The sequence below is a fragment of the Embleya sp. NPDC001921 genome (assembly GCF_053594475.1).
In genome coordinates this window covers 144,192-167,111 of the sequence record NZ_JBSFEO010000008.1, presented here as the reverse complement: position 1 = coordinate 167,111, position 22,920 = coordinate 144,192, and the positions used below count along the sequence as shown (strand labels likewise).

The following is a 22,920-nucleotide window of genomic DNA, read 5'->3' as shown; positions in this document are numbered from 1 at the left end:
GTCGACACGCCGCAAGACACCGGATCCTCCCGCCCCTCCCCCGCGATGGCGGCGCCGTCACGACCACGGCATCCACCCGAACGGCGAACACCGCGACCAGGGCGAGCCGTTGCCCGACCGAACCCTGCGGGCCGGTCCCGACTAGCCCCGCGGAACGTCCCTGACGAAGACGATCCCGTCGATTCCGGCGAGGTGCGCCGGGTCGAGCGGGGCGTAGCCGTACCAAGTGGACACGCGCGGGGCGGGCCGGGTTTCGCCCAGGGCGGTGGCGAGCCGGCGCGGGTCGACGACGCGGTTGTCGTGCGGGAGCGCGTACAGAAGTCCTTCGACGGTGTCCGGGGACGGTGTGTGCACGCCCCGGTGCCGAATCGTGCCGAGGGCCGTGTGGACGAAGGCGTACTCCTCGCCCAGATGGGCGTTCACGATCGCGCCGGCACTCCACCACTCCAGCGGCAGGTCGTCCATCCGCGTCGTACTCATCTCCCGCTGGAGATGGCCGTTGTGCGCGTGCACCAGTGCCGGGCCCCGCGCGGCGACGGCGAGCAGGTTGTCGGCCATCATCTGATCCCGTACGCCCAGCAGTTGCGTCATGCGGCTCGGCCCGGGGTCGGCCATCCGGACGTGGTAGCGCAGCAGGCCGGTGGCGGTACGCCCGTACAGACGCGCCCGGTCCCAGTCCTCGCGCGAGCCCGCCGCGATCGACTGGGGCGTGCGCGCGTCCAGCAGCGCCACCAAGTCGTCGACGAGCAACCGCAGTTCTGCGACCTCGGCCGATCGCCCCACGGACCGGGAGGGGTCCCTCATCGCGGCGGGATCGCTCCACCGCCCGTCCGCGCCGAGCAGGCGGTCGAGCGTGTGCGCCGTGCAGGGGAGCAGTTGCGCGTCCACCAGGGCCGCGAGGTGCTCGTGCAGCGCGGTGACGGCCTGTCGTGGACTCGCGGCGCCGGTGATCTCCAACGGGCCGTCGACGCCGGCGAAGCGGAGTTGCTCGGGTGCGGGCCGTCCTTCGTTGAACTCCCGCATCCAACGCACCAGTTCGCGGTTCGCCGCAGACGCGCCGAACCCGTGGCTGAAGCCGCGCTCCATCACCTCGTCGAGCGTTCCGGCACCCGAGGTGACGTAGTCGTCCACAACCAGGCCCATCATGCAGTCGCTCTCGATCGCGATCGTCCGATACCCCTCCTGCTCGACGAGTTGTCGGAAGAGGTGGTTGCGCAGTTCGAGCAGGACGTCCTCGCCGTGGGTGGGCTCGCCCAGCGCGAGCAGCCGCGGCCGGACCGGGAGCAGCCTCATGACGGCGGCGGCCTCGACGGCGTGGGCGGTGTCCTCGACGGCGGCGTTCATACCTTGTCCAGTAGCCATGCCTTGAACGGTATCGTTGAACTTTCGGTTGAAGCTTTTTTGCTGGAGCATGGGGTTCATGGGGCAAAGCGGTCGGCAAAACCCTCAAACCGGTGATCGGCTCAGGCCGGTCGACCTGGCGCGCGGGCACGGTCTGTCCACGCAGGCCGTCCGCAACTACGAGGACGCCGGCATCCTTCCGGCCGCCGATCGCACGGCCCACGGCTACCGCACCTACACGCCGCTGCACGCACGTGCCCTGGGCGCGTTCCTGGCCCTGGTGCCCGGCCACGGCCACCGCACGGCGAGCGCGATCGTGCGGGCCGTGAACGAGGGCGCGGTCGACGAGGCGTTCCGCCTCATCGACGAGAGCCACGCCCGACTCCTCGAGGATCGGCAGACGCTCGAGGCCGTGCGGGGCGCCCTGCGCGATCTGGCGCCCGCGATGGCGTCCGCACCCGACGCGGCGGTGTCCGGCGGGCGCGGCGGCACGTTCATCGGGCCGTTGGCGGGGAAGCTCGGAGTCCGGGCCGCGACGCTGCGCAAGTGGGAGCGGGCCGGGCTGGTGCGTCCGCGCCGCGACCCGCGGACCGGGTACCGCGTCTACGACGAGGCGGACGTACGCGACGCCCGGCTGGCCCACCAACTCAGGCGGGGCGGCTATCTGTTGGAGCAGATCGCCCCGCTGATCGCCCGGGTGCGGGCGGCCGGCGGTCCGGAACCGCTGGAGGCCGCGCTCCGCGACTGGCGCGACCGGCTGTCCGCTCGCGGGCGGGCGATGCTTGCCGGCGCCGCCGAACTGGAGGCGTACCTCCGCGCGCGCGGCTGACACCTCGGCCGCCGACCGAGGAGAACACGTCCGCGGACGACGTGGCGGCCCCCGACCACACATGCCTCCGGGTCACCGCTCCGGCCCGGCTCACGGCGGAGGCGGCCGGCCCCCGCCTCGACCCAGCCCCCACGGCGGCGCCGGCGATCGCGCGCGGCGGGGCGATCGGCCTCAGCCGAGGAAGAGCGGGAACCGCGCCGCCGACTCGCCCAGTTCGGCCTGCTCCGCGTCGGTCGGGGCACGCCGCCCGGTGCCGATCAGCAGCGCGTCCCGGTCCGCGAACGACGCGGGGAACGCGGCGCCGGCGATCTGCTCCAGCATCTCGCGCGTCCGGGCGAGGCCCTCCGCCGGTGGCTCGGCGGCGTCCGGCAGATGCGCGATCAGGTCGAGGTGGTGCAGCGTCCACTCCAGGACGTACACGCTCAGGTAGTCGTGCACGGTCAGGACCTCGTCGCGGGTACCCACCCGAAGGTCGGGGTCGGCGAGTTCGGCGGCGCGACCGGCGGCGGAGCCGACGTCGTCCAGGTGGAACTTGAGCAGCCCCGGGTCCTGGTACGCGGCGGCCAGCCGAACGGTCAGCGCGTCGAGCGGGTCCTCGCCGGTCGGCGCCGCCTCGGCGACGTCCCAGTAGGTCACCGCGTCGCGGGTGGGTTCGGTCTCGGCGGGGGTCACGAGGGTGATCAGGACGTCCTGGGCGTCGATGACCAGATGGCACACCAGGTCGCGCACGAGCCAGCCGGTACAGCCGGACGGCTTGGCGAAGTCCTCGTCGGAGAGTTCGGCGACCGCCGTGCGCAACGCCGTCCACGCTTGTGAGAAGAGTTCCACGTCGCCACGCTAGTGCGATGCCGCGCGGGCGGACAAACGTATTCGCGGCCGCCGGATCGCGTCCCCGGACGGCCGCCTCTCGACGGCGGCGCGGCGTAGGCGGCACTCGGGCGGCCGCGTTCGCGCCGTCGGTCCGGATGTGACGCGCGGCACAGGGAACGAGACCACGATTCACGGCCTCTTCCGGACGTCAACATCGTCGACATCCGTGGAGGCAACGGTGCGGCCCGGCACATTCACAACACGCCGAGTGTTCGGCAAACGCGCGACGGCATCGGTCGCGGCTCTCCTGCTGGGGGCGGGACTCGGCCTCGGCGCGGCCCCGGCCGAGGCCGAGGACGGCGGCCGGGACGGCCGGCGGTTCCGGGAGGCGTACGTGTCCGTCGACGCGGTCCGCGTGCTGAAGGTGGGGCGTCCCGACGCCCGCCGAGTCCTCGTCCTGACGCCGGGCATGTACGGCGCGGCCGGCGATCTGCGCGTCCTGGCCCGCGATCTGACCCGCGCGTCGCCCGGCACGCAGGTATGGGCGGTGGACCGCCGCGAGCAGTCCCGTGCCGACACCCGGGGTTTCGAGGGCGGCGATCCGGCCGCGTACTACCTCGACGGGCACTACCGCCGGCGCCCTCCGCTGCCCGAGGCCCGCGACTGGGGGCTGGCGACCGCGCTCGCCGACCTGCGCGGTGTCGTGCGCCAGGCGGCCGACTCCGGCCGCCGGCGGGTTGTGCTCGGCGGCCATTCGTGGGGTGCCACCACGGCACTCGCCTACGCCGCCTGGGACTTCGGCGGTCGGCCCGGCTATCGCGACCTGGCCGGGCTGGTCCTCATCGACGGGGGCGTGGACGGCGCCTTCGCGGGCGAGGGCTGGGAACCGCGGAACGCCCCGGACGTCGTGCGCACCCGCCTCGCCGCGATCAACGCTCCGGACGCCCCGTCCTCCGCGCTCGTCGACGACTACCTCACCCGGGCCCTGGGCCTGGGCGATCGACCCGAAACCACAGCCGTCTGGTACCAGTTGATCGCCTGGTACGCGCAGCACGCACCGCACCACCGCTCGCTGCTCGCGGCCCGCCTGCCGGAACACCTGCGACCGCCGCGCCCCGTCACCAACGCCGGGCTGCTCGGCTGGTTCATGCAGGAGTCCCCGCACACGCACGCCGCGCTGTCGGTGCGGTCGGGTCACCTGGACGCCGCGGGCGACTGGGTGGACGACGACATGACGCCGCTGCACCGGGTGGCCGAGGCACAGGCCGGCCCCGCGCCGACCGGCTTCGAGTGGTACTGGCCGCAGCGCCTGAGCCTGGACCTCGAGGCCGCCGACGCGTACGGCGACACCGAGTCCGCGCGCATCCTGGACCTGCGTCTTCACCACACGCGCGAAGTCGACGTCCCCCTGTACGTCTTCGAGACCGGCCTCGACAAGGGCACGCAGTCCGCCGCCGCCCGCCGGGTCGTCGCCAACTCCCGTATCCCGCGGGCCACCTATGCGGCCGACCCGACGATGACCCACCTCGACGCCCTGTTCGCCGCCCCCGAGCGCAACGAACTCACGCGCACACTCCCGGCGTTCCTCCGCACCACCTGAATTCCCCCGGAGCGGGCCCACGCGGTCGACCGAGTGGGCCCGCTCCGGGGAGTACGCGGAGTTGCTCGAACCCGTTCGCGAGTCGCGCGTGGTCGACTCCGAGACAATCGATGGAAGCGAGGGAACCGATCGGAGTCGATCCACGTCCGATCGACGCGGGTCGATTCGAGAACACTTGGGTGGGGTGCGCTGTGAGGACATGGAACCGCGGGGTGCGGACGGTACTCGTCGCGACGGTGGTGCTGATCACGGGGGCCGCGACGGGGGCGTGCTCGGACGACGGTTCCTCCGGGCCGGATGTGGTCCGGGACAACCCGGAGTTCACCCACCGTGCGGCGCGGATCTGCGGTGACGTGCTGAAGCGGCGCGCCGGCGACGCCGACTACCGCAAGGACCGCGATGCGATCGTGATGGCACTGGCCGCCGTCCTCAAGAACCAACGCCCTCCCGCCGAGGTGGCCCAGGCGCTGACCCGCACCGCCGAGGAGTACGAGCGCACCACGCGCGACCTGGGGAAGATCACCGCCGCCGACCCGAAATGGGCCGAGGCCTGGTCCCAGGTCGCCGCGGCGATCACCGGGGACGCGAAGGCATACCGTGATCGGCGTGACGCGCTGGCCGGCGAGGACTCCGCGCGGTGGGCCGCGTCGTTCCGCCCCGATCGCCTCACCGCCGACATCAACGCGCCCTTGACCGTCCTCGGCCTCAACGAACGCGACTGTCGCCTCCTGCTGCGCTGACGACCGCCGAACCCGCACACCACACCGGCCGTCCCCCACCGGCGCACCGCACGCGCCCGACTTCGCCGGAAGCGGTCCCGGCGGCCGGGATGCCCACCGCGAACCCGAGCCGGCGAAACGTGCCCGCCGCGGCGCCCGCCATCCCCGCCTGGTCCCCGCGGGCGCCGCGGCGAGCGCGGCCGACGCCGGAGTCGGCGAGGCGATGCCGATTTCGATGCCGACACCGCTCACCGACAGGCCGGGCAAAGGCACCGTTCAGCCGGGGCTCCGGTCCGCCGACCCCCGGGCTCCGCACGGGCGGGATCGCGTGCGGTGACGGGGCGTCAGTCACGCTCGTTCTGCAGGGCCGCCGCCGAGCGGCGAACGGTGTCCGGGTCGATCTCCTGGATCTGGATGGTGACGCCGTCGGGGTCGACGACGCGGATGCTGCGCCCGAAGTCCTCGTCGAAGAGCTCGAATGCGTAACCGGCGTCGGCCAGGCGCCGGGCGACGTCCTCGAGCCTCTCGTCCGTGGCGAAACCCAGTTCTACCGTGCCGGGAGCACGCCCCTTGGACACGGCCGCGTCGTGGATCCCCAAGGCCCCGGCTTCGGCGGACAGTTGCGCCCAGACGTCGACACTGAGCTCCGGCCGGAAGGCGAGACCGAGCCCGGCGTAGAAGCGCCGTGAGGCGTCGACATCGGTCACATACCTGATCGGAAGTACGGTCAGCAAGATTGCGCTCCTTGGATCGTCGAAAGGGTGCGGCATCCGGTCGCCGCGCGTCGTTCACCCGCTCGGACCGCCCGTCGGTCGGCCGTGCCGCCCGCACGCACCGCGCGGCGGTCGAGTACGGGCGCCGCGGCCCCGCCGGGTCCCGGGATCGGGGAGCGGCGGCCTCGTGTGCGTTCGGTGCTGCCAGTATCGTCACCGGCTGTCCGGCACCGGATGCGATCACCGTCGAGTTCATCGAAATAGGACGTTCCAGGAGGCGAAACCCGTGGAATCCGTCACGTTCGACGATCTGGATCGCCGGCTGATCCACGCCCTGCAACTCGACGGACGGGCCTCCTACAGCCGCATCGCGGCGGTGCTCGGGGTCCCCGATCGCACGATCGCGCGCCGTTACCTGCGCCTGCGCTCGCGGCTGATCGTGCGCGTGGTCGGCAACATCGACAGTCGCCGTATCGGGATGCTCGACTGGTTCGTGCGCGTCCGCTGCCTGCCCGCGACCGCGGCGGCCCTCGCCCGGACGCTCTCCCAGCGTGAGGACACCTCCTGGATCGCCCCGCTGGTGGGCGGAACGGAGATCACGTGCATGGTGCGTACCCCCACGGGAGAAGACGAGGCACACCCTTCGTACGAGGCACGCCCCTCGTTCTTCGACCAACTGGGGCGTACTTCCGGGGTGCGGGACGTGCGCGCGTCCTGTGTGCTGCGGCCGATCGTGGGAGTCGGCGGTTGGAAGGGACGCATGCAGGCCCTCGACGCGTCCGAACAGACCCGCCTTCGTCCTGCGGCCCCCCTCGAAGCGCCCGAGGCGGTGGATGCAGCGCGCGGCTCGATCGTATGGAACGACGGCGACGAGCGCCTGGCGCGGGCGCTCGCCGAGGACGGCCGTGCGCCCCTGTCCCACCTGCGGAGCGCCACCGGATGGTCGGAGTCCACCGTTCGGCAGCGCATCGCCCGGTTGCGCGACGCCGGGGTCCTGGCCTTCGAGGTGGAGGTGCATCCCGGGTTCTTCGGTCGCTCGGTCGAGGCGATCGTGTGGCTGGAGGTGGCACCGGGCGAACTGATGGCCGTCACCGAGGCGTTGTCCCGCCACGACCTGGTCGCGTTCGCCGCCGTCACCACCGGCCGGGCGACCGTCGTCGCGATCCTGGAGTGCCGCGACACGGACGCCCTGTACGAATACCTGGCCACCGACCTGGCCGAGGTCGCCGGCATCGGCCGCATCGAGATCTCCATCACGCAGCGCCGTACCAAACGCGCCGGACCGGTGGCTCCCGTGGCGTCCCGACCTGCACGCACCCGACCCGAGGACACGAGGAGGTCGTCCCGTCCGGGGTGACGGAATCCGCCGGCCGCGCGCAAGGGCACGTTTCCGACCGGGAGGCGACCCGCCGGAACGGGGTCGAGCCGGGGCCGCCGTCGGGGGACCCGGTCAGCTCAGCAGCAGGGCCCGGTCCCAGGTGGGGGGAACGTCGGTGGCGGCGGCCAGCAGGGCCAGGATGGCGCCCGCCGCGCCGTCGAGGAAGCCCGGTCCCGCGGCCGGCAGCGCGGCGCGCAGCCGCAGGAGGTGTTCGGTGAGGTGGCCGGCGGCCTCCACGAACGCCGGGTCGCCGGTGTCGTGGGCGAACCGCAGGGTGATCTGCAGCAGGCCGGCGACACCGTGGCACAGGCCGGGCGTGTCGTCGACCAGCCGCGCCGACGCGGGGCGGCGATACACGGCCTTCAGGGACCGCGTCGCGAGCTCGCACAACGACGCGTCGCCCAGTGCGGACCCGGCCAGCCACAACGCCCGCGCGATGCCCGGGCTGCCGTAGCACCACGAGGCGCGCGCGACGCGGGTGTTCGCGGACGTCGGGCGTGCGGATCCAGGCGTGCCCGGGGGTTCGGGTACCGCGACCATCGCCGCCCAGTTGGGCCCCCACGCGTCGTCGGCCCGGTGGTCGGTCAACCAGCGCGCCGCGCTCGTGAGAACCTCGCGTTGGCCCTCGACCCGGACCCCGGCGTCCAGGGCCAGCGCCAGCAACGCGAGCGGGCCGGAAATGCCGTGCGACATACCGCAGTTGAGCGTGCCGTTGGGGAACATCTCGCGCACCCGCGGGTCCTTCGCGGCCTCGACCGGCGTGTACCAGCGCGGCGTCCCCTCCCGCTCGGCACACAGCCGCACCAGCGCGGTCAAAATCGCGCGGAGCGCCGCGCCCGAGGTCGGGTCGGCCGCCGACTCCGGGTCCGAGCCCGCGGCGCGGCGCAGCAGGTAGGCGCCGATTCCGGTCAGGCCCGAAATGACGTCGAACTCCCGTACCGGCAGCCCGGATCCGCCGGCGCCGAGGGCCCGGGCGCGGGTGATCGCGTCCGCCACGACCCGGTCGTGTGGCGTCTCGCGGCCGTCGCCGTCGGGATTTCGGTCCGGCGTCCGAGCCGCGAAGGCGGGTCCGGCGAGACCGCCGAACAGGCCGGGCGCGCAGGCGCCCACCCGTTCCGCACCGGCGGTCGCCGCGGTCAGCCAGCCGTCGGCCGTGGCGCCCCAGCCCCGCCCGGGCAGGCACAGGTCGAGGTGCCGGTACACCAAAGCCAGGCCCGTGCCGCCGCCGGCGAGGTCGTGTCGCACGGCGCGGGGAAGCTCGCGCGGCCGCCCGGCCAAGGCGACGACGTGGTCCAACACGGCGGCCGACGTCGCGTCGGGCAACACCGCTCTCCATCGCGCGTCGCCCAAGGCGCTCCCTCCCGCGACCCGGCCGGTGCCGTGCGGACGGCGATGCCTCGTTCGCCCGCACCCCGCCCGCACGGCACCGCGTGCGTCGATCCGACCGTCAGCCGTGGCAGCGCGGCGGTTCCGTACAGGTGTCCGTGCACTCGAAGCTGGTGTGCATCGTGTCGCAACACATCACCGGCTCCAGCAATTGCTCGTCCGTTTCCGGCAGTTCCTGAAGTTCCAGAACCAGAGTCTCCGTGGTTTCCATGGTCGGCGTCCTCCCTTCGGGGGTGATCCTCACGCGTGTTCGTTCGGCCGCGACGGCGATCGGCCGGCATCCACCAGCCACGAACGATCGCCGCCGAGTCTGAGGCGCAGCAGGAAGTCCAGGACGCCGGCCAAGCCGACGTTGTAGCTCGCGCAGACCTCCCGCATCGTGTCGTCGGGAACCAGCAGCCGGCCGTTCCTGCGCGTGGCCCGCACGAACAGGCAGTGCGCCATTTCGGCCGCCCGGGCCCGATGCCGGTCCTCACCCGTCGCGTCGGCCAGGTCCAGGAGCAACTCGGCGTTTCCGGCGACTCCGTGGCAGGTGCCCGGGCCGAGCCGCCAGCGGTCGCGGTACGCAGCGAGCGCGGCCCGTTCGGCGTACTCGCGAAAGTGCGGGTCACCGGTGGCCCGCCACAGCCGGACCAGGAACGTGCCCACGCCGGACGTGCCGTTGCACCAGAGGTTCAGCCCGACGCCGTCGGTTCGGCCCGGCCCCTTCGGCCACCGGGCACTGTCGCCGCGGCGCTCCGCGACGGCGCACAGGAGGCGTCCGCCGGCGACCGCCGTCTCGATCCAGTCGGGCCGCTTCAGATCGCGTCCGGCGGCGAGCAGGAAGGCCGCGTTGCCGGCGACGCCGTGCCCGAAGCCGTACAGGGCCGAACCGCGCAGGTCGTCGGGGTGATCGGGGCCCAGCGGCCAGTCGACGCCGGCTTCCGCGGCGCGGGTGATCCGAAGCAGCCCCTCGGCGCACCGCGCGACCCGGTCGGCGAAGCGTTCGTCGCCGCTCGCGTGCCACAGATGCAACTGCGCCATGCCGGCGCCGGCCAGTCCGTGGCAGATGTCGGGGTTGTTCCACTCCAGCGGGATGCCCAGCGCGTACTCGCTCGCCCGTCGGGCCAGTTGCCGATCGCCCAGGGTGTGTGCCGCGTCGTACAGGGCCCAGGCCGTGCCGGAGCGACCGAAGTACAGGCCGGGCAGCACGCGGCTGGGCAGGGTCAGGCGGCGGTCGAGCCAGTGGGCGGCGGTGGCGAGCGCGGGCTCGGCCCGGGTGTGGCCGTGCCGCACCGCCCGGTCCAGGACGGCCAGCACCCCTGCCGCGCCGACCTGCACGTTGCAGGCGTCCCCGTACGGGAGCGAGCGCGGGCGCGCCCACAGGTATTCGCCGGCCGGGTCGATCGTGTCGCCGAGGTGCGCCAGGCCGTCGTCGATCAGCCGGTCGAGGTCGGCGTCGGCCGCCATGGGCCCCGCGCGTACCGGCCCCGGGGCGGGTTCGCGATCGAGGAACGCCGCCGCCCTGGGGAGCGGCCAGCGGACCGGCCCGTCCGCGGTCAGCCCCAGCACCAGTGGGGCGAGCGCCCGCAGCGCGGGGGACGCGGGCGCCGCGGCGTGCACGATCGCCGCGATCCGGTCGCCGTACGACCTAGCGGGCGCGGTGTCCGCGGCCTGCACCGGGTTGATGCCGGTGGTGACGTACAGGAGTGTGGCGCCCAGGCTGTAGGCGTCGACGTCCGGGCCGGGCGCGGGCGGGGCGGTGTGCGCGTCCCGGCCGGGGCCGTCGAGGTATTCCGGCGCGGTGAATCCCTGGGTGCCGGCGACGTGCGCGGGCTCGTCGAGGCGGACCGTGCACTCCATGTCGACGAGTACGGGCGCGTCGCCGGGGGCCATCACCACGTTGCTCGGCTTGAAGTCGCGCACCACGAAGCCGGCGGCGTGCACCTCGCCGAGGAGTCGGACGAGTTCGCGGGCCAGGCGCCACGCGAGCGGCACCGGCAGGCGACCGTCCGTGTCGTTCAGCCGGTCCGCGGACCACTGTTGCAGGCTCCTGCCGTCGATGAGGTCCTCGACGAGGAACACGTGACCGGCACTCTCGAACACCTCCCGTACCGCGGGCGTGACCGCGCGCGGCGCCAGGCGGGTCAGGATGTCCGCCTCGTAGCGCAACCAGTCGCGGGCGTCGCGGCCGGCGAGATCGGCTCCGACGTGTGGGCGGGCCTCCTTGAGCAGGACGTCGTCGCCGGTGTGTTCGTCGAGCGCGCGGTAGACACCGCCGCGATTGGAGTGCCGGATCGCCTCCTTGACGAGGTAGCGCCCGCCGATGCGCACGGGGTCGCCGCGCCGCCGGCCGGGGACGGCGGGGGCGGGCGGGTCGAAGGGCGGGCGGGCCCACGCGGGCGGCGAGAACCACGGGTCGCGCCGGTCGGGTACGAGCGTGCCGTCGGGCGCTTCGAGCCGCCCTTCGTAGAAGCCCTCGTCGGTCAGTTCGCGAGGGCGGGCGAAGCAGCCGAAGCGGTAGTGGACCAGGCTGTCGGGCCGGTATCGCCGGTCGGACAGGATGGCCGGGCCCGGCAGTCCGAGGGTCACCGCATGCAACCGCTCGGCCAGCACCCGCAGTTGGGCGTCGTCGGCCGGGTAGGCGGTGAGGAACTTCCCGGACTGGGCGCGGTTGGCCCGAACCGAGTTGATCTCGGCGGTGAATCGCGGCGTCACCGCGAATTTGAACGCGCATTCGTGCGCCACCAGGATCCGGGCCGCGTGCTCCAATACCGCGGGCGCCGACGCGGGAGTGGCCGAGATGTGCAACTTCCAGCCCTGCGCCCGGCGTTCATGGCACGGCGGGGTCACCATGCACCAAGATTCGCCGTCCCGGATCTGCCACGCGCGGGACGGGCCCACCGCACTCAGGATCTCTTTCGTGATCGACTGATAGCTGCGTGTCACGGCAACAGAATGGCACCGGCGGGGTTGGTCCGGGAGAGCGGCCACCGGAAAGTCCGAAAACCGATGGTCCGCGGACGGGAACCGGGAAGGCGAGGGGCGCCCGGGCCGGGCCGGCCGAAGGCGATCGCACCGCGGTCGGCTCCGATTCCCCTACCTCGGCAGAGGGAGGGCCCCTACCTCGACCGAGGCGTCACCACCTTCCGGGCGATCGCCACGGGCCGTGTCGAGGCTGGTCACGGGGCACCGGCGTGGACGAAGTCGACGTACGCGCGGAGCCGTTGCGCCTCGTTGCGGCGGGCGCTCCCGAAATCGGGATCGGGAACAACCCCGAGAACTGTTCCAGGGACGGGTCGGGAACATCTCCGATAGTGGCCCGGAGCGTGGACCGGCACGCTCGGGGCATGACAACCTCGCCTGGCTCGACCCCTAACTACCCTGACGCAAACGGGAGTTCAACCACGTCGCCAGCGTCCCCCGGGGGCGGCACGCACCGCACTGCCGGTACCGCCTCCCCGCCCGCGCTCCCCCAGTACTCCATCGCCGCGGTCCTCACGATCTGGGCGGCGGCCGTCGTCCCGATGGCGCTGCTCGCCTGGGTGGCGGCCCCGATGGTCGCCGGCGACGACGCCTCGAAGGGGCGGTTCGCCACGGTCTTGATCGTCGCCCTGACCTGTGGCCTCATCTGGCAGGGAATCCTCGTGCTGGCCCTGGTCGCCCGCGAACAGGCGAGCCTGCGTTGGTCGGTGCTGCGCGACGCGTTGTGGTTGCGGGCCCCTTCGGACCACCGGGGTCGGCGAGGAGGCGGACTGTGGTGGTGGGTGGCGGTGTTCGCGCTCGGCTTCCTGCTGGTGCAGTTCGTCCCCACCGGCCTGTCCGAGCCGTCCGACCGTAGCCTCGGCGCATTCCTGGAATCGACCGAAGGGCAGGACTACGTCAGCGGCGCGTGGGGATGGCTGGCACTGGTCGCCGTCATGATGACCTTCAACAGCGTGCTGGGCGAGGAACTCCTTTTCCGTGGCCTGCTGTTGCCGCGCATGCGCGGGTCCTTCGGCCGGCACGACTGGTGGGTGAACGGTCTGCTCACCGGCCTGTACCACGTGCACCAACCGTGGTCCATGCCCGGCGCGGCGGTGGCCGGCTGCCTGTTCGCCTACCCGAGCAAACGATTTCGCAGCGCGTGGATGGGAATCGCGATCCACTCGATCCAGAACGTCGTCCTGATCGTCCTCATCCTCGCCCTGGTCGTGCGCTGAACCGATCCCCACCGGTGCCCGCGATCCCCGCACGCACCGGACACCCGGCGTCGCGTCGGCGGCCCACGCACCCCCGGGGCCGCTTCGACGCCCGCCGGACGTCCGGGTCGACGTCGACGTGCCGCTCGTGCGTCCGGCGCCGTCGACCGCGTCCCGCCGGACCAGGAGAACCGCGTTCCTGCCGACCTGCGGCCTGCTCCCCCGGGCGATCGTGAAGACGGTCCGGACGCTCGGAGGCGTCGCGCTCGGCGTCACCGGAGAACGCCGGCAGGCATCGAACTCCGGCGAATCCCGGGCGGCGCGAGCACTCGCCGCCGCGGGCGTCGACGCGACCGTATCGGCCGCGGGACTGGCGTTCTTCCTGATCGCCGGACTGATGTACCTGTGGGGGCAACGGTTTCCGCGCCGGATACCGTATCTCGCCGGGCGCCGCGTCGCTCGCCTGATCCCGGCGGCGCCGACCGCGTTCGGGCTCGCCCTGTACGGCGTGTTCCTGTCGGTGTACGCCCCGCTCGCCGCACTCGGCGCCGTCCCCGCCCCCGATCCGGACCCGGCGCCGGGCGGCACCCGGTCCGGCACCCTGTGGCTGGTCGCCTTCGGCGCGTCGGCGTTCGGCGGCCCGGGCTTCGCCCTGCTGATCGCCGCCCGCTCCCACGCCGCCCGCACATGCCCCACGCGCGCGTCCCCCTCCGGGCAGCCCGAGGCGCCCCTGCCCACTGCGTGACGGGTGGACCGCCGTACGTGTCGCCCCGTAGGGAGCGAGGAGGCGCGGGGGCGGCGCGGGCTTCCGTGCGCTTCCGGTGCGTCGCAGTGCGTCGCGGTGCGCTGCGGTCCGCCGCCGGCACGCTGACAGTATGGACTCGTGAACGCAGAGAACCTCGCCGCATTCGTCGTACGCCGCGCCCGGGAGTCGGACTCCGACACGTTGGTCGGGATCGACGCGGTCGCGATCGAAGGGGACGTCGCGCGCCGGGCGAGCATCCGAAAGTGGTGCCGGCAGGGCCTGGCGGTCGTGGCGGAGGACGCGTCCGGCGCCTGCTCGGCTACTGCGTCGTCGAGTACACGTTCTTCGAACAGGGCTTCGTCACGATGTTGATGGTCGCCCCGTCGGCGCGCGAACGAGGCGTCGGGCATCGGTTGTTGGACGCCGTGGCCGCCTCGTGCGCGACGCCGAAGCTGTTCACCTCGACCAACGTCTCGAACCAGCCGATGCAGCGGCTGCTCCAACGGGCCGGATGGAGCCCGGTCGGCCTGGTCCACGGCCTCGACGAGGGTGACCCCGAGTTGTTCTACCTCCACCGACCGCAGGCCGAGCAGACGTGCTCGTGACCCGTACTTCCGGGCGCATCGCACGAGTTCATCCGATGGACACATAGTGTGTCCGATCGAACTCGTAACGCGACACGCGCGTTTCCGTGTGCCGAACGGCGTGCGACGGACCACACTGGCACCCATGAAGGATCACGAGGGCTCGGCGATCGTGGTCCTGCCCAGCGGACGGCGAATCGGCGTCCACGCGATCGTGGACGCGGACGAAGAGCGCTTGTACGACCCCGGGCCGGACGCGACACCGATCGGCTGGACCGCGACGCTGAGCCCCAGAAGCCCGGCGTCCCGCACAGACCTGCACGAGATCTATCGGGCCGGCCACGGAAGGTTGTGCCTCCCCTGTGGCACACGCGAGAACTTCCTGGTGGTCGGCATCCGCATCGGGGCCGGCCAGGGCGATCGGGTCGACATCCAGGGCACGGGCGCCCCCCCGAGCGAGTGACACGGCCGTCGCCGACACCGAGAACAGGCCGGCCGAGGCCGCGGCACCGGTCGCCCGTTCCGCGGACGGGGTTCAGCTCACCGCGCGCTTCACGAGCTCGGCGATCCGCGCCTCCACCTCTGTTGTCACCTCGATCAGCGCGAACCCGGCCGCCCACATGGGGCCGTCGTCCAGCTTCGCCAGGTCGCTGAACCCGAGCGTCGCGTAGCGCGCCTTGAACTTCTCCGCGCTCTGGAAGAAACAGACGACCTTGCCGTCCAGCGCGTAGGCGGGCATCCCGTACCAGAGCTTCGGCGCGAGCACCGGGGCGTTGGCCGTGATGACGGCGTGCACGCGCTCGGCCATGACCCGGTCCGAGTCCTGCATCTCGGCGATCTTCGCGAGTACGTCCCGCTCCGCCTCCGCCGCCTTGTCCGCGCGCGAACCGCGGCGCGCGGCGGCCTTCCCCTCCTTGGCGTGCTCCTTCATCGCGGCCCGCTCCTCGGCCGTGAAACCCTCGTACGTGCCGCTGTCGTCGTTGCCCATGACAGACCTCCCCCGTCGATGATCATGCTGTGAACGATCTTGAAATGGGACCTTATCCCGGCGCCACGGCAGCGACCAGTACCTATCGCGCGGACGGGCCGGGGTGTCCCCGGGGCTGCCGTTCGCCCGCGACGTCGTCCGGGCGTCGGCGCCGACCGAAGGCCCGTCGGCGGTACGGCCCGTGCCGGCCGAGGGTCTTCGCGGGGTCGCGCTCCCATTCGGCTCGACTCGTCGTCGACCTTTGAGCTCGACGCCGCGAACGGCACGGTTCGGGTGGCACGGCGCGGGTGGGTTGTCGTGGTGTCGTAGGCTCCGGGACATGCACAGCAGCCCGACGGAGCACGCACGCTGCCTTTACGGAGACGAGTACCGACCCACGCCGCCGTGCGACCTCGAACACCGGGAGTCCTCCTTCGTCGAGGAGCTGACCTTCGCCGACGCGGATTCGATTCTCGCCATGTTGCGCGAGTTGTCCCCACACCTGGTCGACGGCCGCCTGCCGGTCTGGATCCGCAACCTGTCCTACCGGCTCGTGCTCCTGCAACGACCGGACGAGCCCGCGCTGATGCGCGAGGCCGCCGAGAACCTGTGGCTGCACGGACCGGACTGGGACGACATCGCCGCGGACCTGACCAGGGCGGCGGACGCTCTGGGCTCGGGCTGAACCCGGGCCGAACCCGGGCCGAACCCTGGCTGAACCCGGGCCGAGCCCTGGCTGAACCCGGGCCGAGCCCGAGCGCTACTCGGCGCGAAGGGCCTCGCGCAGCGCCTGTACGGCGCCGCTCGGGTCGTAGCCCTCGGGCACGCCCTCGATCAGGATGATGTCGCCCTCGATGTGCCGCGAGCGCAGCGGCGCGATCATCCGGTACGCGGGCGAATCCCACCAGGCCCGCGCCTCGGCGATCCCGGGAAAGCCGATCATCACGACGTTCCCGACCCAACCCCCCTCCAATACCTCGTGCTGCGTGACGTGCACGAGGTAGCGGCCGCCGTACGGCGCGAAGGTGCCGGGGAGTTGCTCGATGTAGTCGGCGATCTCGGGGTGCGGGGCGGCGTCCCGCAGGTTGGCGATGACGTACGCGGGCATGTCTTAACCTCTCGGTCGATCGGGTCCACCGGACGAATTGGCGTTGCCTCGGGTCCGCTGCCGGGCCGACGGGTCGTCAGGCGGCCCGGGCGGCATGGGCGTTCGGGTTCAGGGCGACGCGGACCCGGGAAGGGGAGAGCACCGCCCGGACCCGCGGTATGCGGGCACGCGTCGACCGGTTCCGGGCCGCGGCGGCCGGCGCGTCACAGGCCTTCCAGCCGGCCGGGTAGTTCTCGACGGCAGCGGTGTAGTCGATGGCGCCGCTCATGGCGTCCGTCCTTCCCGGGTCGATCCGCCGGGCGTACCCGACGGGTTCCAGTGCTTTGACCTGCGCGGTTCCTGTCGTGCTTTCCGCAGGTCAAAACGTTACGGACGAACAACCGACCCGGAATCAGTCACGCATCAGTACTCGGACGAAGGTGGTCACCCACGCGATCAAGCCCGATCACCGCTGGACTTAGTAGGACGTCCGACTATATCGTCTTGAACTACAAGGTCCGCGGTGCAGGGAAGTCGGTGTGAATCCGGCACGGTCCCGCCACTGTGACCGGGGAGTGCGCTGCCGAGGCACCACGCCACTGGCGAAAGCCGGGAAGGCGGGCGGCGTATGTCGATCCGGAAGTCAGGATACCGGCCGCGGGTATATCCGTGTTGTCCACGAGGATGGAGCAAACACGCATGACGCCGGTCTGCGCACTCGCCCCGGACGATCTTGCGAACGTCGAGGTCGTCGGGCTCGCCTGACCACCCGCACGTGCCACCCGACCTCGGCAACCCCGCGCCCCGAAGCGGCGGTTGCCGTGGTCGGGTCATTGCCCCGCCTCCGGACCGCACCTGACGAGAGACAGGTCGTTCATGGTCCGCGAGCTTTCCCACTTCATCGGCGGCAGGCACGTCCACGGCGCGTCCGGCGCGTTCGGCGACGTGTACGACCCCAACACCGGACGCGTGCAGGCGCGCGTTCCGCTGGCCGACCGTGCCGACACGCTGGCGGCGATCGCCGATGCCGAGCAGGCACAACCGGCGTGGGCCGCCTGGAACCCCCAAAAGCGCGCCCGGGTGTTGTCCCGATTCCTGCAACTGGTCGAGCCCGAACGCGATTCGCTGGCCGAGCTGCTGTCGGCCGAGCACGGCAAGACCATCGCCGACGCCCACGGCGACCTGCAACGCGGCCTGGAGGTGGTGGAGTTCGCCGTCGGTATCCCGCACCTGCTCAAGGGCGAGTTCACCGACAACGCGGGTACCGGTATCGACGTGCACTCGCTGCGCCAGCCGCTCGGTGTGGTCGCCGGCATCACCCCGTTCAACTTCCCCGCGATGATCCCGCTGTGGAAGATCGCCCCCGCCATCGCGTGCGGCAACGCGTTCGTCCTCAAGCCGTCCGAGCGCGACCCTTCGGTGCCGCTGCGCCTGGCCGAGCTCTTCCTCGAGGCGGGGCTGCCGCCGGGTGTGCTGAACGTGGTCAACGGCGGCAAGGAGTCGGTCGACACGCTGCTGGAGGACCCGCGCGTCCAGGCGCTGGGCTTCGTCGGCTCGACCGCGATCGCCGAGTACGTGTACACCTCGGCCACCGCGCGCGGCAAGCGTGCCCAGTGCTTCGGCGGCGCCAAGAACCATCTGATCGTGATGCCGGACGCGGACCTCGACCAGGTCGTCGAAGCCCTGATCGGCGCCGGATACGGTTCCGCGGGCGAGCGCTGCATGGCGATCTCCGTGGCGGTTCCGGTCGGCGCGGAGACCGCGGACGCGCTGGTGGCCAAGCTCGTCGAGCGCATCGCCACGCTGCGGGTGGGCCCCTCCCACGACCGCGACGCCGACTTCGGCCCGTTGGTGGGTCGGGACGCGCTCGCTCGGGTCCACGACTACCTGGACATCGGCGTGCGAGAGGGCGCGAAGCTGCTCGTCGACGGCCGTGACGTGCGCGTCCCCGGCCACGAGGACGGCTACTTCGTCGGCGCGTCCCTGTTCGACCACGTCACGCCCTCGATGCGGGTGTACCGCGAGGAGATCTTCGGTCCGGTCCTGTCGGTGCTGCGCGCGGCCGACTACGAGGACGCGCTGCGACTGGCGAGCGAGCACGAGTACGGCAACGGCGTGGCGATCTTCACCCGCGACGGCGACACCGCCCGCGACTTCGGTCGCCGGGTGAACACCGGCATGGTCGGCGTCAACGTGCCGATCCCGGTGCCGGTGGCCTATCACACGTTCGGCGGGTGGAAGCGGTCCGGATTCGGCGACCTCAACCAGCACGGACCCGACTCGATCCGCTTCTACACCCGGACCAAGACGATCACCTCGCGCTGGTTCTCCGGTGCACGCGAGTCCGCGAGTTTCACCATCCCCACGATGGGCTGACCCGATGACGACCCTCACCGAGGATCAGCACGCGATCGTCGAGACGACGCGGGACTTCGCCCGCGAGCACCTGGCCCCGCAGGCGATCGAGTGGGACCGCACCAAGCACTTCCCGGTCGATGTCCTGCGCAAGGGCGCCGACCTCGGGCTCGGCGGCATCAACGTCCGTGAGGACGCGGGCGGTTCGGGTCTGAGCCGACTCGACGCCGTGCTGATCTACGAGGCGTTGGCCGGCGGCTGCCCGAGCATCGCCGCCTACTACTCCATCCACAACATGGTCGCCTGGATGATCGACCGCCACGGCACCCCCGAACAGCGCCACAGGTGGCTCCCGGACCTGTGCGCGATGCGCGGTCTGGCCAGCTACTGCCTGACCGAACCGGGCGCGGGGTCCGACGCCGCCGCGCTGCGCACGCGCGCGGTGCGCGACGGGGACGACTATGTCCTGCACGGGGTGAAGCAGTTCATCTCCGGCGCCGGGTCCTCGGCGGTGTACGCGGTGATGGCGCGCACCGGCGGGGACGGCGCCGACGGGATCTCCGCGTTCGTCGTGGAGGCCGACTCCCCCGGGCTGTCCTTCGGCGCGAACGAGTTGAAGATGGGCTGGAACGCCCAGCCCACCCGCCAGGTGGTCCTGGACGGCGTGCGCGTGCCGGTCTCCCACCGGCTGGGCGCCGAGGGCGACGGCTTCCGCATGGCGATGGGCGGCCTCGACGGCGGCCGGATCGGTATCGCCGCCTGCTCGCTGGGCGGCGCTCGGGCGGCCCTGGACGCCGCCGTGGCCCATCTCACCGATCGGGAGGCATTCGGCGCCAAGCTGATCGACGCCCAGGCATTGCGGTTCGAACTCGCGGACATGGCGACCGAGTTGGAAGCCGCACGCACGCTGGTACGGCACGCGGCGTCCTGCCTGGACCAGGGCGATCCCACCGCGCCGCAACTGTGCGCGATGGCCAAGCGGTTCGCCACCGACACCGCCTTCTCGGTGGCCGACCGCGCGCTGCAACTACACGGCGGCTACGGCTACCTCTCGGACTACGGCATCGAGAAGATCGTCCGCGACCTGCGGGTGCACCGCATCCTCGAAGGAACCAACGAGATCATGCGCGTGATCGTCGCGCGCGGACTGATCGGAGCGACCCGATGACCTCCACGACGGAGCACGAGACGGTACTGACCCGCCGTCAGGCGGGCGTGGGCCGCATCGTGCTCAACCGGCCCAGGGCGCTCAACGCCCTCACCCACGCCATGGTTCGCGGAATCGACGCCGCGCTCACCACGTGGGAGCACGACGAGGACGTACGACTGGTGGTGATCACCGGCGCGGGCGAGCGTGGGCTGTGCGCGGGCGGCGACATCCGGGCCATCCACGCCGACGCCGTCGGCGGCGGTACCGGTAGTCTGGACTTCTGGCGCGACGAGTACCGGCTCAACGCCCGCATCGCCCGCTACCCCAAGACCTATGTCGCCGTCATGGACGGCATCGTGATGGGTGGCGGTGTCGGTGTGTCCGCGCACGGCGGCCTGCGGATCGTCACCGAACGCTCGACGATCGCCATGCCCGAGACCGGCATCGGGTTCGTCCCCGACGTCGGCGGCACCCACCTGCTCGCCCGCGCACCGGGCGAGTGCGGCACCCATCTGGCGCTCACCGGTTCGGCGATCGGCCCCGGCGACGCGATCGCCTGCGGGCTCGCCGACCACTTCATCCCCTCGCATCGGCTCGACGCGGCCCTGGAGGCACTGGCCGGCCGCGACAGCGGCGAGGTCGTGGCGCGGTTCGCCGAACCGGCGCCGGGCGGTGAACTCGTCGAGCGGCGTGGATGGATCGACGCGTGCTATGCGGGCGACAGCGTCGAGGAGATCCTCGAACGCCTCGAGGCCGATGGGGAGCAGGCCGCGAAGCAGGCCGCCGAACACATCCGCGCCAAGTCGCCCACCGCGCTCAAGGTCACCCTGGCGAGCCTGCGCCGTGCCCGCGAACTCGCCTCCCTGGAAGCCGCGTTGGATCAGGAGTATCGGGTCTCGACGGTGGCGCTCGGCACGCCCGACCTCGCCGAGGGCATCCGCGCCCAGGTGATCGACAAGGATCGCGCGCCGCGCTGGTCCCCCGACACGCTCGAAGCCGTAACGCCCGAGCACGTCGCCGCATTCTTCGAGCCGCTGGGCGCACGCGAGTTGGGCCTGGCGATCTCGCCCCCGACCGAGGAGGCCGGCCGATGAACGCCGCGATCGCATTCGTGGGGTTGGGCAACATGGGCGGCCCGATGGCCGCCAACCTGGTCGCCGCCGGACACCGGGTCACCGGGTTCGACCCGGCCCCGGAGGCGCTGGATCGCGCGCGGGAGAGCGGTGTGCGGGTCGCCGCCTCCCCCGCCGAGGCCGTCGCCGACGCGGATGTCGTGATCACCATGTTGCCGGGCGGGCCGCACGTGCTGGACTGCTATCGGGGTCCCGCGGGCCTGTTGGCGGCGGCGCCCGCCGGTGCGGTGTTCGTCGACTGTTCCACCATCGACGTCGCGGACGCGCACGCCGCGCACGAGGCGGTGGGTGCCTCCGGGCGCCGCTCGCTGGACGCGCCGGTCTCCGGTGGGGTGGTCGGCGCGGTCGCCGGAACGCTCACGTTCATGGTCGGCGCCGCCGACGAGGACTTCGCTGCGGTCGAGCCGGTGTTGACCGCGATGGGCCGCCGCGTCGTGCACTGCGGTCCTCCCGGCGCCGGGCAGGCGGCGAAGATCTGCAACAACCTGATCCTGGGCGTCACGATGATCGCGGTCAGCGAGGCGTTCGTACTGGGCGAGCAACTCGGGCTCTCCCACCAGGCGTTGTTCGACGTGGCCTCCGCGGCGTCCGGCCAGTGCTGGGCGCTGACCACGAACTGCCCGGTGCCCGGGCCGGTTCCGGCCAGCCCGGCCGACCACGACTATCGACCCGGTTTCGCCGCGGCCCTGATGGCCAAGGACCTGCGGCTGGCCGCGAACGCGATCCGGGCGGGCGGGGTGTCCGCCGAACTCGGGCTGCACGCGGCCGAGGTGTACACGGCGTTCGCCGAGAACGGCGGCGCCGAGCGCGACTTCTCCGCCGTCATCCACGCCATCAGAGACCACGCCGACACCGGCGCGAACGAAGGAAACCGCACCGCATGAGCGACTACGAGACCATCCTGCTGGAGCGGCACGACCGCACCGCGGTGATCACCCTCAACCGCCCGAAGGCCCTGAACGCCCTCAACCTCCAAGTGATGGCCGAGGTCGTCGACGCCGCGACCACGCTCGACCGCGATCCCGACGTCGGCTGCGTGGTGATCACCGGGTCCGCCAAGGCGTTCGCCGCCGGCGCCGACATCAAGGAGATGCTGCCCAACGACTACATGGACGTCTACCTCGCCGACTGGTTCTCCGCGTGGGACCGACTCGGCGACGTCCGCAAGCCCACCATCGCCGCGGTCTCCGGCTACGCGCTCGGCGGCGGATGCGAACTCGCCATGCTGTGCGACATCCTCCTCGCCGCCGACACCGCCGTGTTCGGCCAGCCGGAGATCAAACTCGGCGTCATCCCCGGGATCGGCGGCTCGCAACGCCTGACCCGGGCGATCGGCAAGGCCAAGGCGATGGACCTGTGCCTGACCGGCCGCACCATGAACGCCGAGGAGGCCGAACGCGCCGGTCTGGTGTCGCGGGTCGTACCCGCCGCCGACCTGCTCACCGAGGCCCTGGCCACCGCCGGGATCATCGCCGGCATGTCCGCGCCGATCGCGATGATGGCCAAGGAGAGCGTCAACCGCGCCTTCGAGACCACCCTGGCCGAAGGTGTGCGCTTCGAACGCCGCCTCTTCCACGCCACGTTCGCCACCGCCGACCGGAAGGAAGGCATGGCGGCCTTCACCGAGAAGCGCCCGCCGTCGTTCACCCATCGCTGATCCAAGGGCCGGCGCGCGCCCGGCCCCGGATCAGGGGCCGGGCGGCCGGCCGCCGGGACGCCGCAGGGACGCACCCTGCGGCGTACCCGGCACCGGTATCGCGGACGGTGCGCCGCGCCGGAGTGCGCTCGGGCCGCACCGGCGGTCACCGCACCGCCCGGTCACGGTGGGCGGCCGAGGCCCGATTCCCGTGCCACCGCGATCCGACCGATCCGTGTCGGTGGCGCCCGGCGGCATGTTCGGTGGTCCACTCCTTTGCGCGGTCCGCCTTCGGTGTGTCGCCGGTCCGCGTTCGGTGTGTCGCCG

The 22,920-nt window shown here is 72.3% G+C and carries 23 protein-coding genes and 1 riboswitch; of the genes, 14 read left to right on the top strand and 9 right to left on the bottom strand.

Features of this window, described 5'->3' with window-relative positions:
• Positions 1-141 precede the first annotated feature (141 nt).
• On the bottom strand, positions 142-1,362 hold the full coding sequence (locus tag ACWCPW_RS12160; protein WP_449761463.1) for an erythromycin esterase family protein: 1,221 nt from the start codon (positions 1,360-1,362) through the stop codon (positions 142-144).
• Between the two features lie 58 nt (positions 1,363-1,420).
• Here ACWCPW_RS12160 and ACWCPW_RS12155 point away from each other — a divergent pair, with 58 nt between their 5' ends.
• On the top strand, positions 1,421-2,170 hold the full coding sequence (locus ACWCPW_RS12155) for a TioE family transcriptional regulator (protein WP_449761462.1): 750 nt from the start codon (positions 1,421-1,423) through the stop codon (positions 2,168-2,170).
• 171 nt (positions 2,171-2,341) lie between these two features.
• On the opposite strand, the gene ACWCPW_RS12150 is transcribed toward ACWCPW_RS12155, so the two are convergent.
• Positions 2,342-2,998, bottom strand: coding sequence for a maleylpyruvate isomerase N-terminal domain-containing protein (locus ACWCPW_RS12150; protein ID WP_449761461.1), 657 nt, complete (start codon positions 2,996-2,998; stop codon positions 2,342-2,344).
• A 250-nt stretch (positions 2,999-3,248) separates the two neighbouring features.
• Here ACWCPW_RS12150 and ACWCPW_RS12145 point away from each other — a divergent pair, with 250 nt between their 5' ends.
• The gene (locus tag ACWCPW_RS12145) at positions 3,249-4,580 is read left to right on the top strand and encodes an alpha/beta hydrolase (protein ID WP_449761460.1); all 1,332 of its coding nucleotides are present in this window, start codon (positions 3,249-3,251) and stop codon (positions 4,578-4,580) included.
• Positions 4,581-4,792: 212 nt separating this feature from the next.
• Positions 4,793-5,320: a hypothetical protein gene (locus ACWCPW_RS12140; RefSeq protein ID WP_449761459.1), complete on the top strand. Its 528-nt coding sequence runs from the start codon at positions 4,793-4,795 to the stop codon at positions 5,318-5,320.
• Between the two features lie 323 nt (positions 5,321-5,643).
• On the opposite strand, the gene ACWCPW_RS12135 is transcribed toward ACWCPW_RS12140, so the two are convergent.
• Positions 5,644-6,006, bottom strand: coding sequence for a VOC family protein (locus ACWCPW_RS12135; RefSeq protein WP_449761458.1), 363 nt, complete (start codon positions 6,004-6,006; stop codon positions 5,644-5,646).
• Between the two features lie 292 nt (positions 6,007-6,298).
• Here ACWCPW_RS12135 and ACWCPW_RS12130 point away from each other — a divergent pair, with 292 nt between their 5' ends.
• Complete coding sequence (locus ACWCPW_RS12130) at positions 6,299-7,369, top strand: AsnC family transcriptional regulator (RefSeq protein WP_449761457.1); 1,071 nt, start codon at positions 6,299-6,301, stop codon at positions 7,367-7,369.
• A 93-nt stretch (positions 7,370-7,462) separates the two neighbouring features.
• On the opposite strand, the gene ACWCPW_RS12125 is transcribed toward ACWCPW_RS12130, so the two are convergent.
• From ACWCPW_RS12125 to lanL, 3 genes are all read right to left on the bottom strand, one after another.
• Positions 7,463-8,713 (bottom strand): lanthionine synthetase C family protein, encoded by a 1,251-nt coding sequence (locus ACWCPW_RS12125; protein ID WP_449761456.1) that lies wholly within the window; start codon positions 8,711-8,713, stop codon positions 7,463-7,465.
• Positions 8,714-8,837: 124 nt separating this feature from the next.
• Complete coding sequence (locus tag ACWCPW_RS12120; RefSeq protein ID WP_331772027.1) at positions 8,838-8,987, bottom strand: hypothetical protein; 150 nt, start codon at positions 8,985-8,987, stop codon at positions 8,838-8,840.
• A gap of 29 nt (positions 8,988-9,016) precedes the next feature.
• The gene (lanL, locus tag ACWCPW_RS12115; RefSeq protein WP_449761455.1) at positions 9,017-11,704 is read right to left on the bottom strand and encodes a class IV lanthionine synthetase LanL; all 2,688 of its coding nucleotides are present in this window, start codon (positions 11,702-11,704) and stop codon (positions 9,017-9,019) included.
• Positions 11,705-12,282: 578 nt separating this feature from the next.
• Between lanL and ACWCPW_RS12110 the strand changes: the two genes are divergently transcribed.
• From ACWCPW_RS12110 to ACWCPW_RS12095, 4 genes are all read left to right on the top strand, one after another.
• The gene (locus ACWCPW_RS12110) at positions 12,283-12,957 is read left to right on the top strand and encodes a CPBP family intramembrane glutamic endopeptidase (protein WP_449761454.1); all 675 of its coding nucleotides are present in this window, start codon (positions 12,283-12,285) and stop codon (positions 12,955-12,957) included.
• A 127-nt stretch (positions 12,958-13,084) separates the two neighbouring features.
• A complete protein-coding gene (locus ACWCPW_RS12105) occupies positions 13,085-13,681 on the top strand; it encodes a hypothetical protein (RefSeq protein ID WP_449761453.1) in 597 nt (198 codons plus the stop codon).
• A gap of 266 nt (positions 13,682-13,947) precedes the next feature.
• Positions 13,948-14,286: a GNAT family N-acetyltransferase gene (locus tag ACWCPW_RS12100; RefSeq protein WP_449761452.1), complete on the top strand. Its 339-nt coding sequence runs from the start codon at positions 13,948-13,950 to the stop codon at positions 14,284-14,286.
• 124 nt (positions 14,287-14,410) lie between these two features.
• Positions 14,411-14,728, top strand: a complete 318-nt coding sequence (locus ACWCPW_RS12095; protein WP_449761451.1) for a hypothetical protein — start codon at positions 14,411-14,413, stop codon at positions 14,726-14,728.
• Positions 14,729-14,800: 72 nt separating this feature from the next.
• Here ACWCPW_RS12095 and ACWCPW_RS12090 read toward each other — a convergent pair whose 3' ends face one another.
• On the bottom strand, positions 14,801-15,253 hold the full coding sequence (locus ACWCPW_RS12090; protein ID WP_449761450.1) for an iron chaperone: 453 nt from the start codon (positions 15,251-15,253) through the stop codon (positions 14,801-14,803).
• A 319-nt stretch (positions 15,254-15,572) separates the two neighbouring features.
• Here ACWCPW_RS12090 and ACWCPW_RS12085 point away from each other — a divergent pair, with 319 nt between their 5' ends.
• Positions 15,573-15,917 (top strand): hypothetical protein, encoded by a 345-nt coding sequence (locus ACWCPW_RS12085; RefSeq protein WP_449761449.1) that lies wholly within the window; start codon positions 15,573-15,575, stop codon positions 15,915-15,917.
• Positions 15,918-15,992: 75 nt separating this feature from the next.
• Here the strand turns inward: ACWCPW_RS12085 and ACWCPW_RS12080 are convergent, their stop codons facing one another.
• Positions 15,993-16,340: a DUF1330 domain-containing protein gene (locus tag ACWCPW_RS12080; RefSeq protein ID WP_449761448.1), complete on the bottom strand. Its 348-nt coding sequence runs from the start codon at positions 16,338-16,340 to the stop codon at positions 15,993-15,995.
• Positions 16,341-16,416: 76 nt separating this feature from the next.
• On the bottom strand, positions 16,417-16,608 hold the full coding sequence (locus ACWCPW_RS12075; RefSeq protein WP_449761447.1) for a hypothetical protein: 192 nt from the start codon (positions 16,606-16,608) through the stop codon (positions 16,417-16,419).
• A 215-nt stretch (positions 16,609-16,823) separates the two neighbouring features.
• Positions 16,824-16,993, top strand: a riboswitch (cobalamin riboswitch).
• A 202-nt stretch (positions 16,994-17,195) separates the two neighbouring features.
• Between ACWCPW_RS12075 and ACWCPW_RS12070 the strand changes: the two genes are divergently transcribed.
• Genes ACWCPW_RS12070 through ACWCPW_RS12050 form a run of 5 tightly spaced genes read left to right on the top strand, consistent with a single transcriptional unit; the run spans position 17,196 to position 22,614 of the window.
• On the top strand, positions 17,196-18,695 hold the full coding sequence (locus ACWCPW_RS12070) for a CoA-acylating methylmalonate-semialdehyde dehydrogenase (RefSeq protein WP_449761446.1): 1,500 nt from the start codon (positions 17,196-17,198) through the stop codon (positions 18,693-18,695).
• Between the two features lie 4 nt (positions 18,696-18,699).
• Complete coding sequence (locus ACWCPW_RS12065; protein WP_449761445.1) at positions 18,700-19,842, top strand: acyl-CoA dehydrogenase family protein; 1,143 nt, start codon at positions 18,700-18,702, stop codon at positions 19,840-19,842.
• Positions 19,839-20,918, top strand: coding sequence for an enoyl-CoA hydratase/isomerase family protein (locus ACWCPW_RS12060; RefSeq protein WP_449761444.1), 1,080 nt, complete (start codon positions 19,839-19,841; stop codon positions 20,916-20,918). Before ACWCPW_RS12065 ends, ACWCPW_RS12060 begins: the two co-directional genes overlap by 4 nt.
• Complete coding sequence (mmsB, locus tag ACWCPW_RS12055) at positions 20,915-21,841, top strand: 3-hydroxyisobutyrate dehydrogenase (RefSeq protein WP_449761443.1); 927 nt, start codon at positions 20,915-20,917, stop codon at positions 21,839-21,841. The genes ACWCPW_RS12060 and mmsB overlap by 4 nt, the downstream gene beginning before the upstream one ends.
• Positions 21,838-22,614 (top strand): enoyl-CoA hydratase, encoded by a 777-nt coding sequence (locus tag ACWCPW_RS12050; protein WP_449761442.1) that lies wholly within the window; start codon positions 21,838-21,840, stop codon positions 22,612-22,614. The genes mmsB and ACWCPW_RS12050 overlap by 4 nt, the downstream gene beginning before the upstream one ends.
• Positions 22,615-22,920 lie beyond the last annotated feature (306 nt).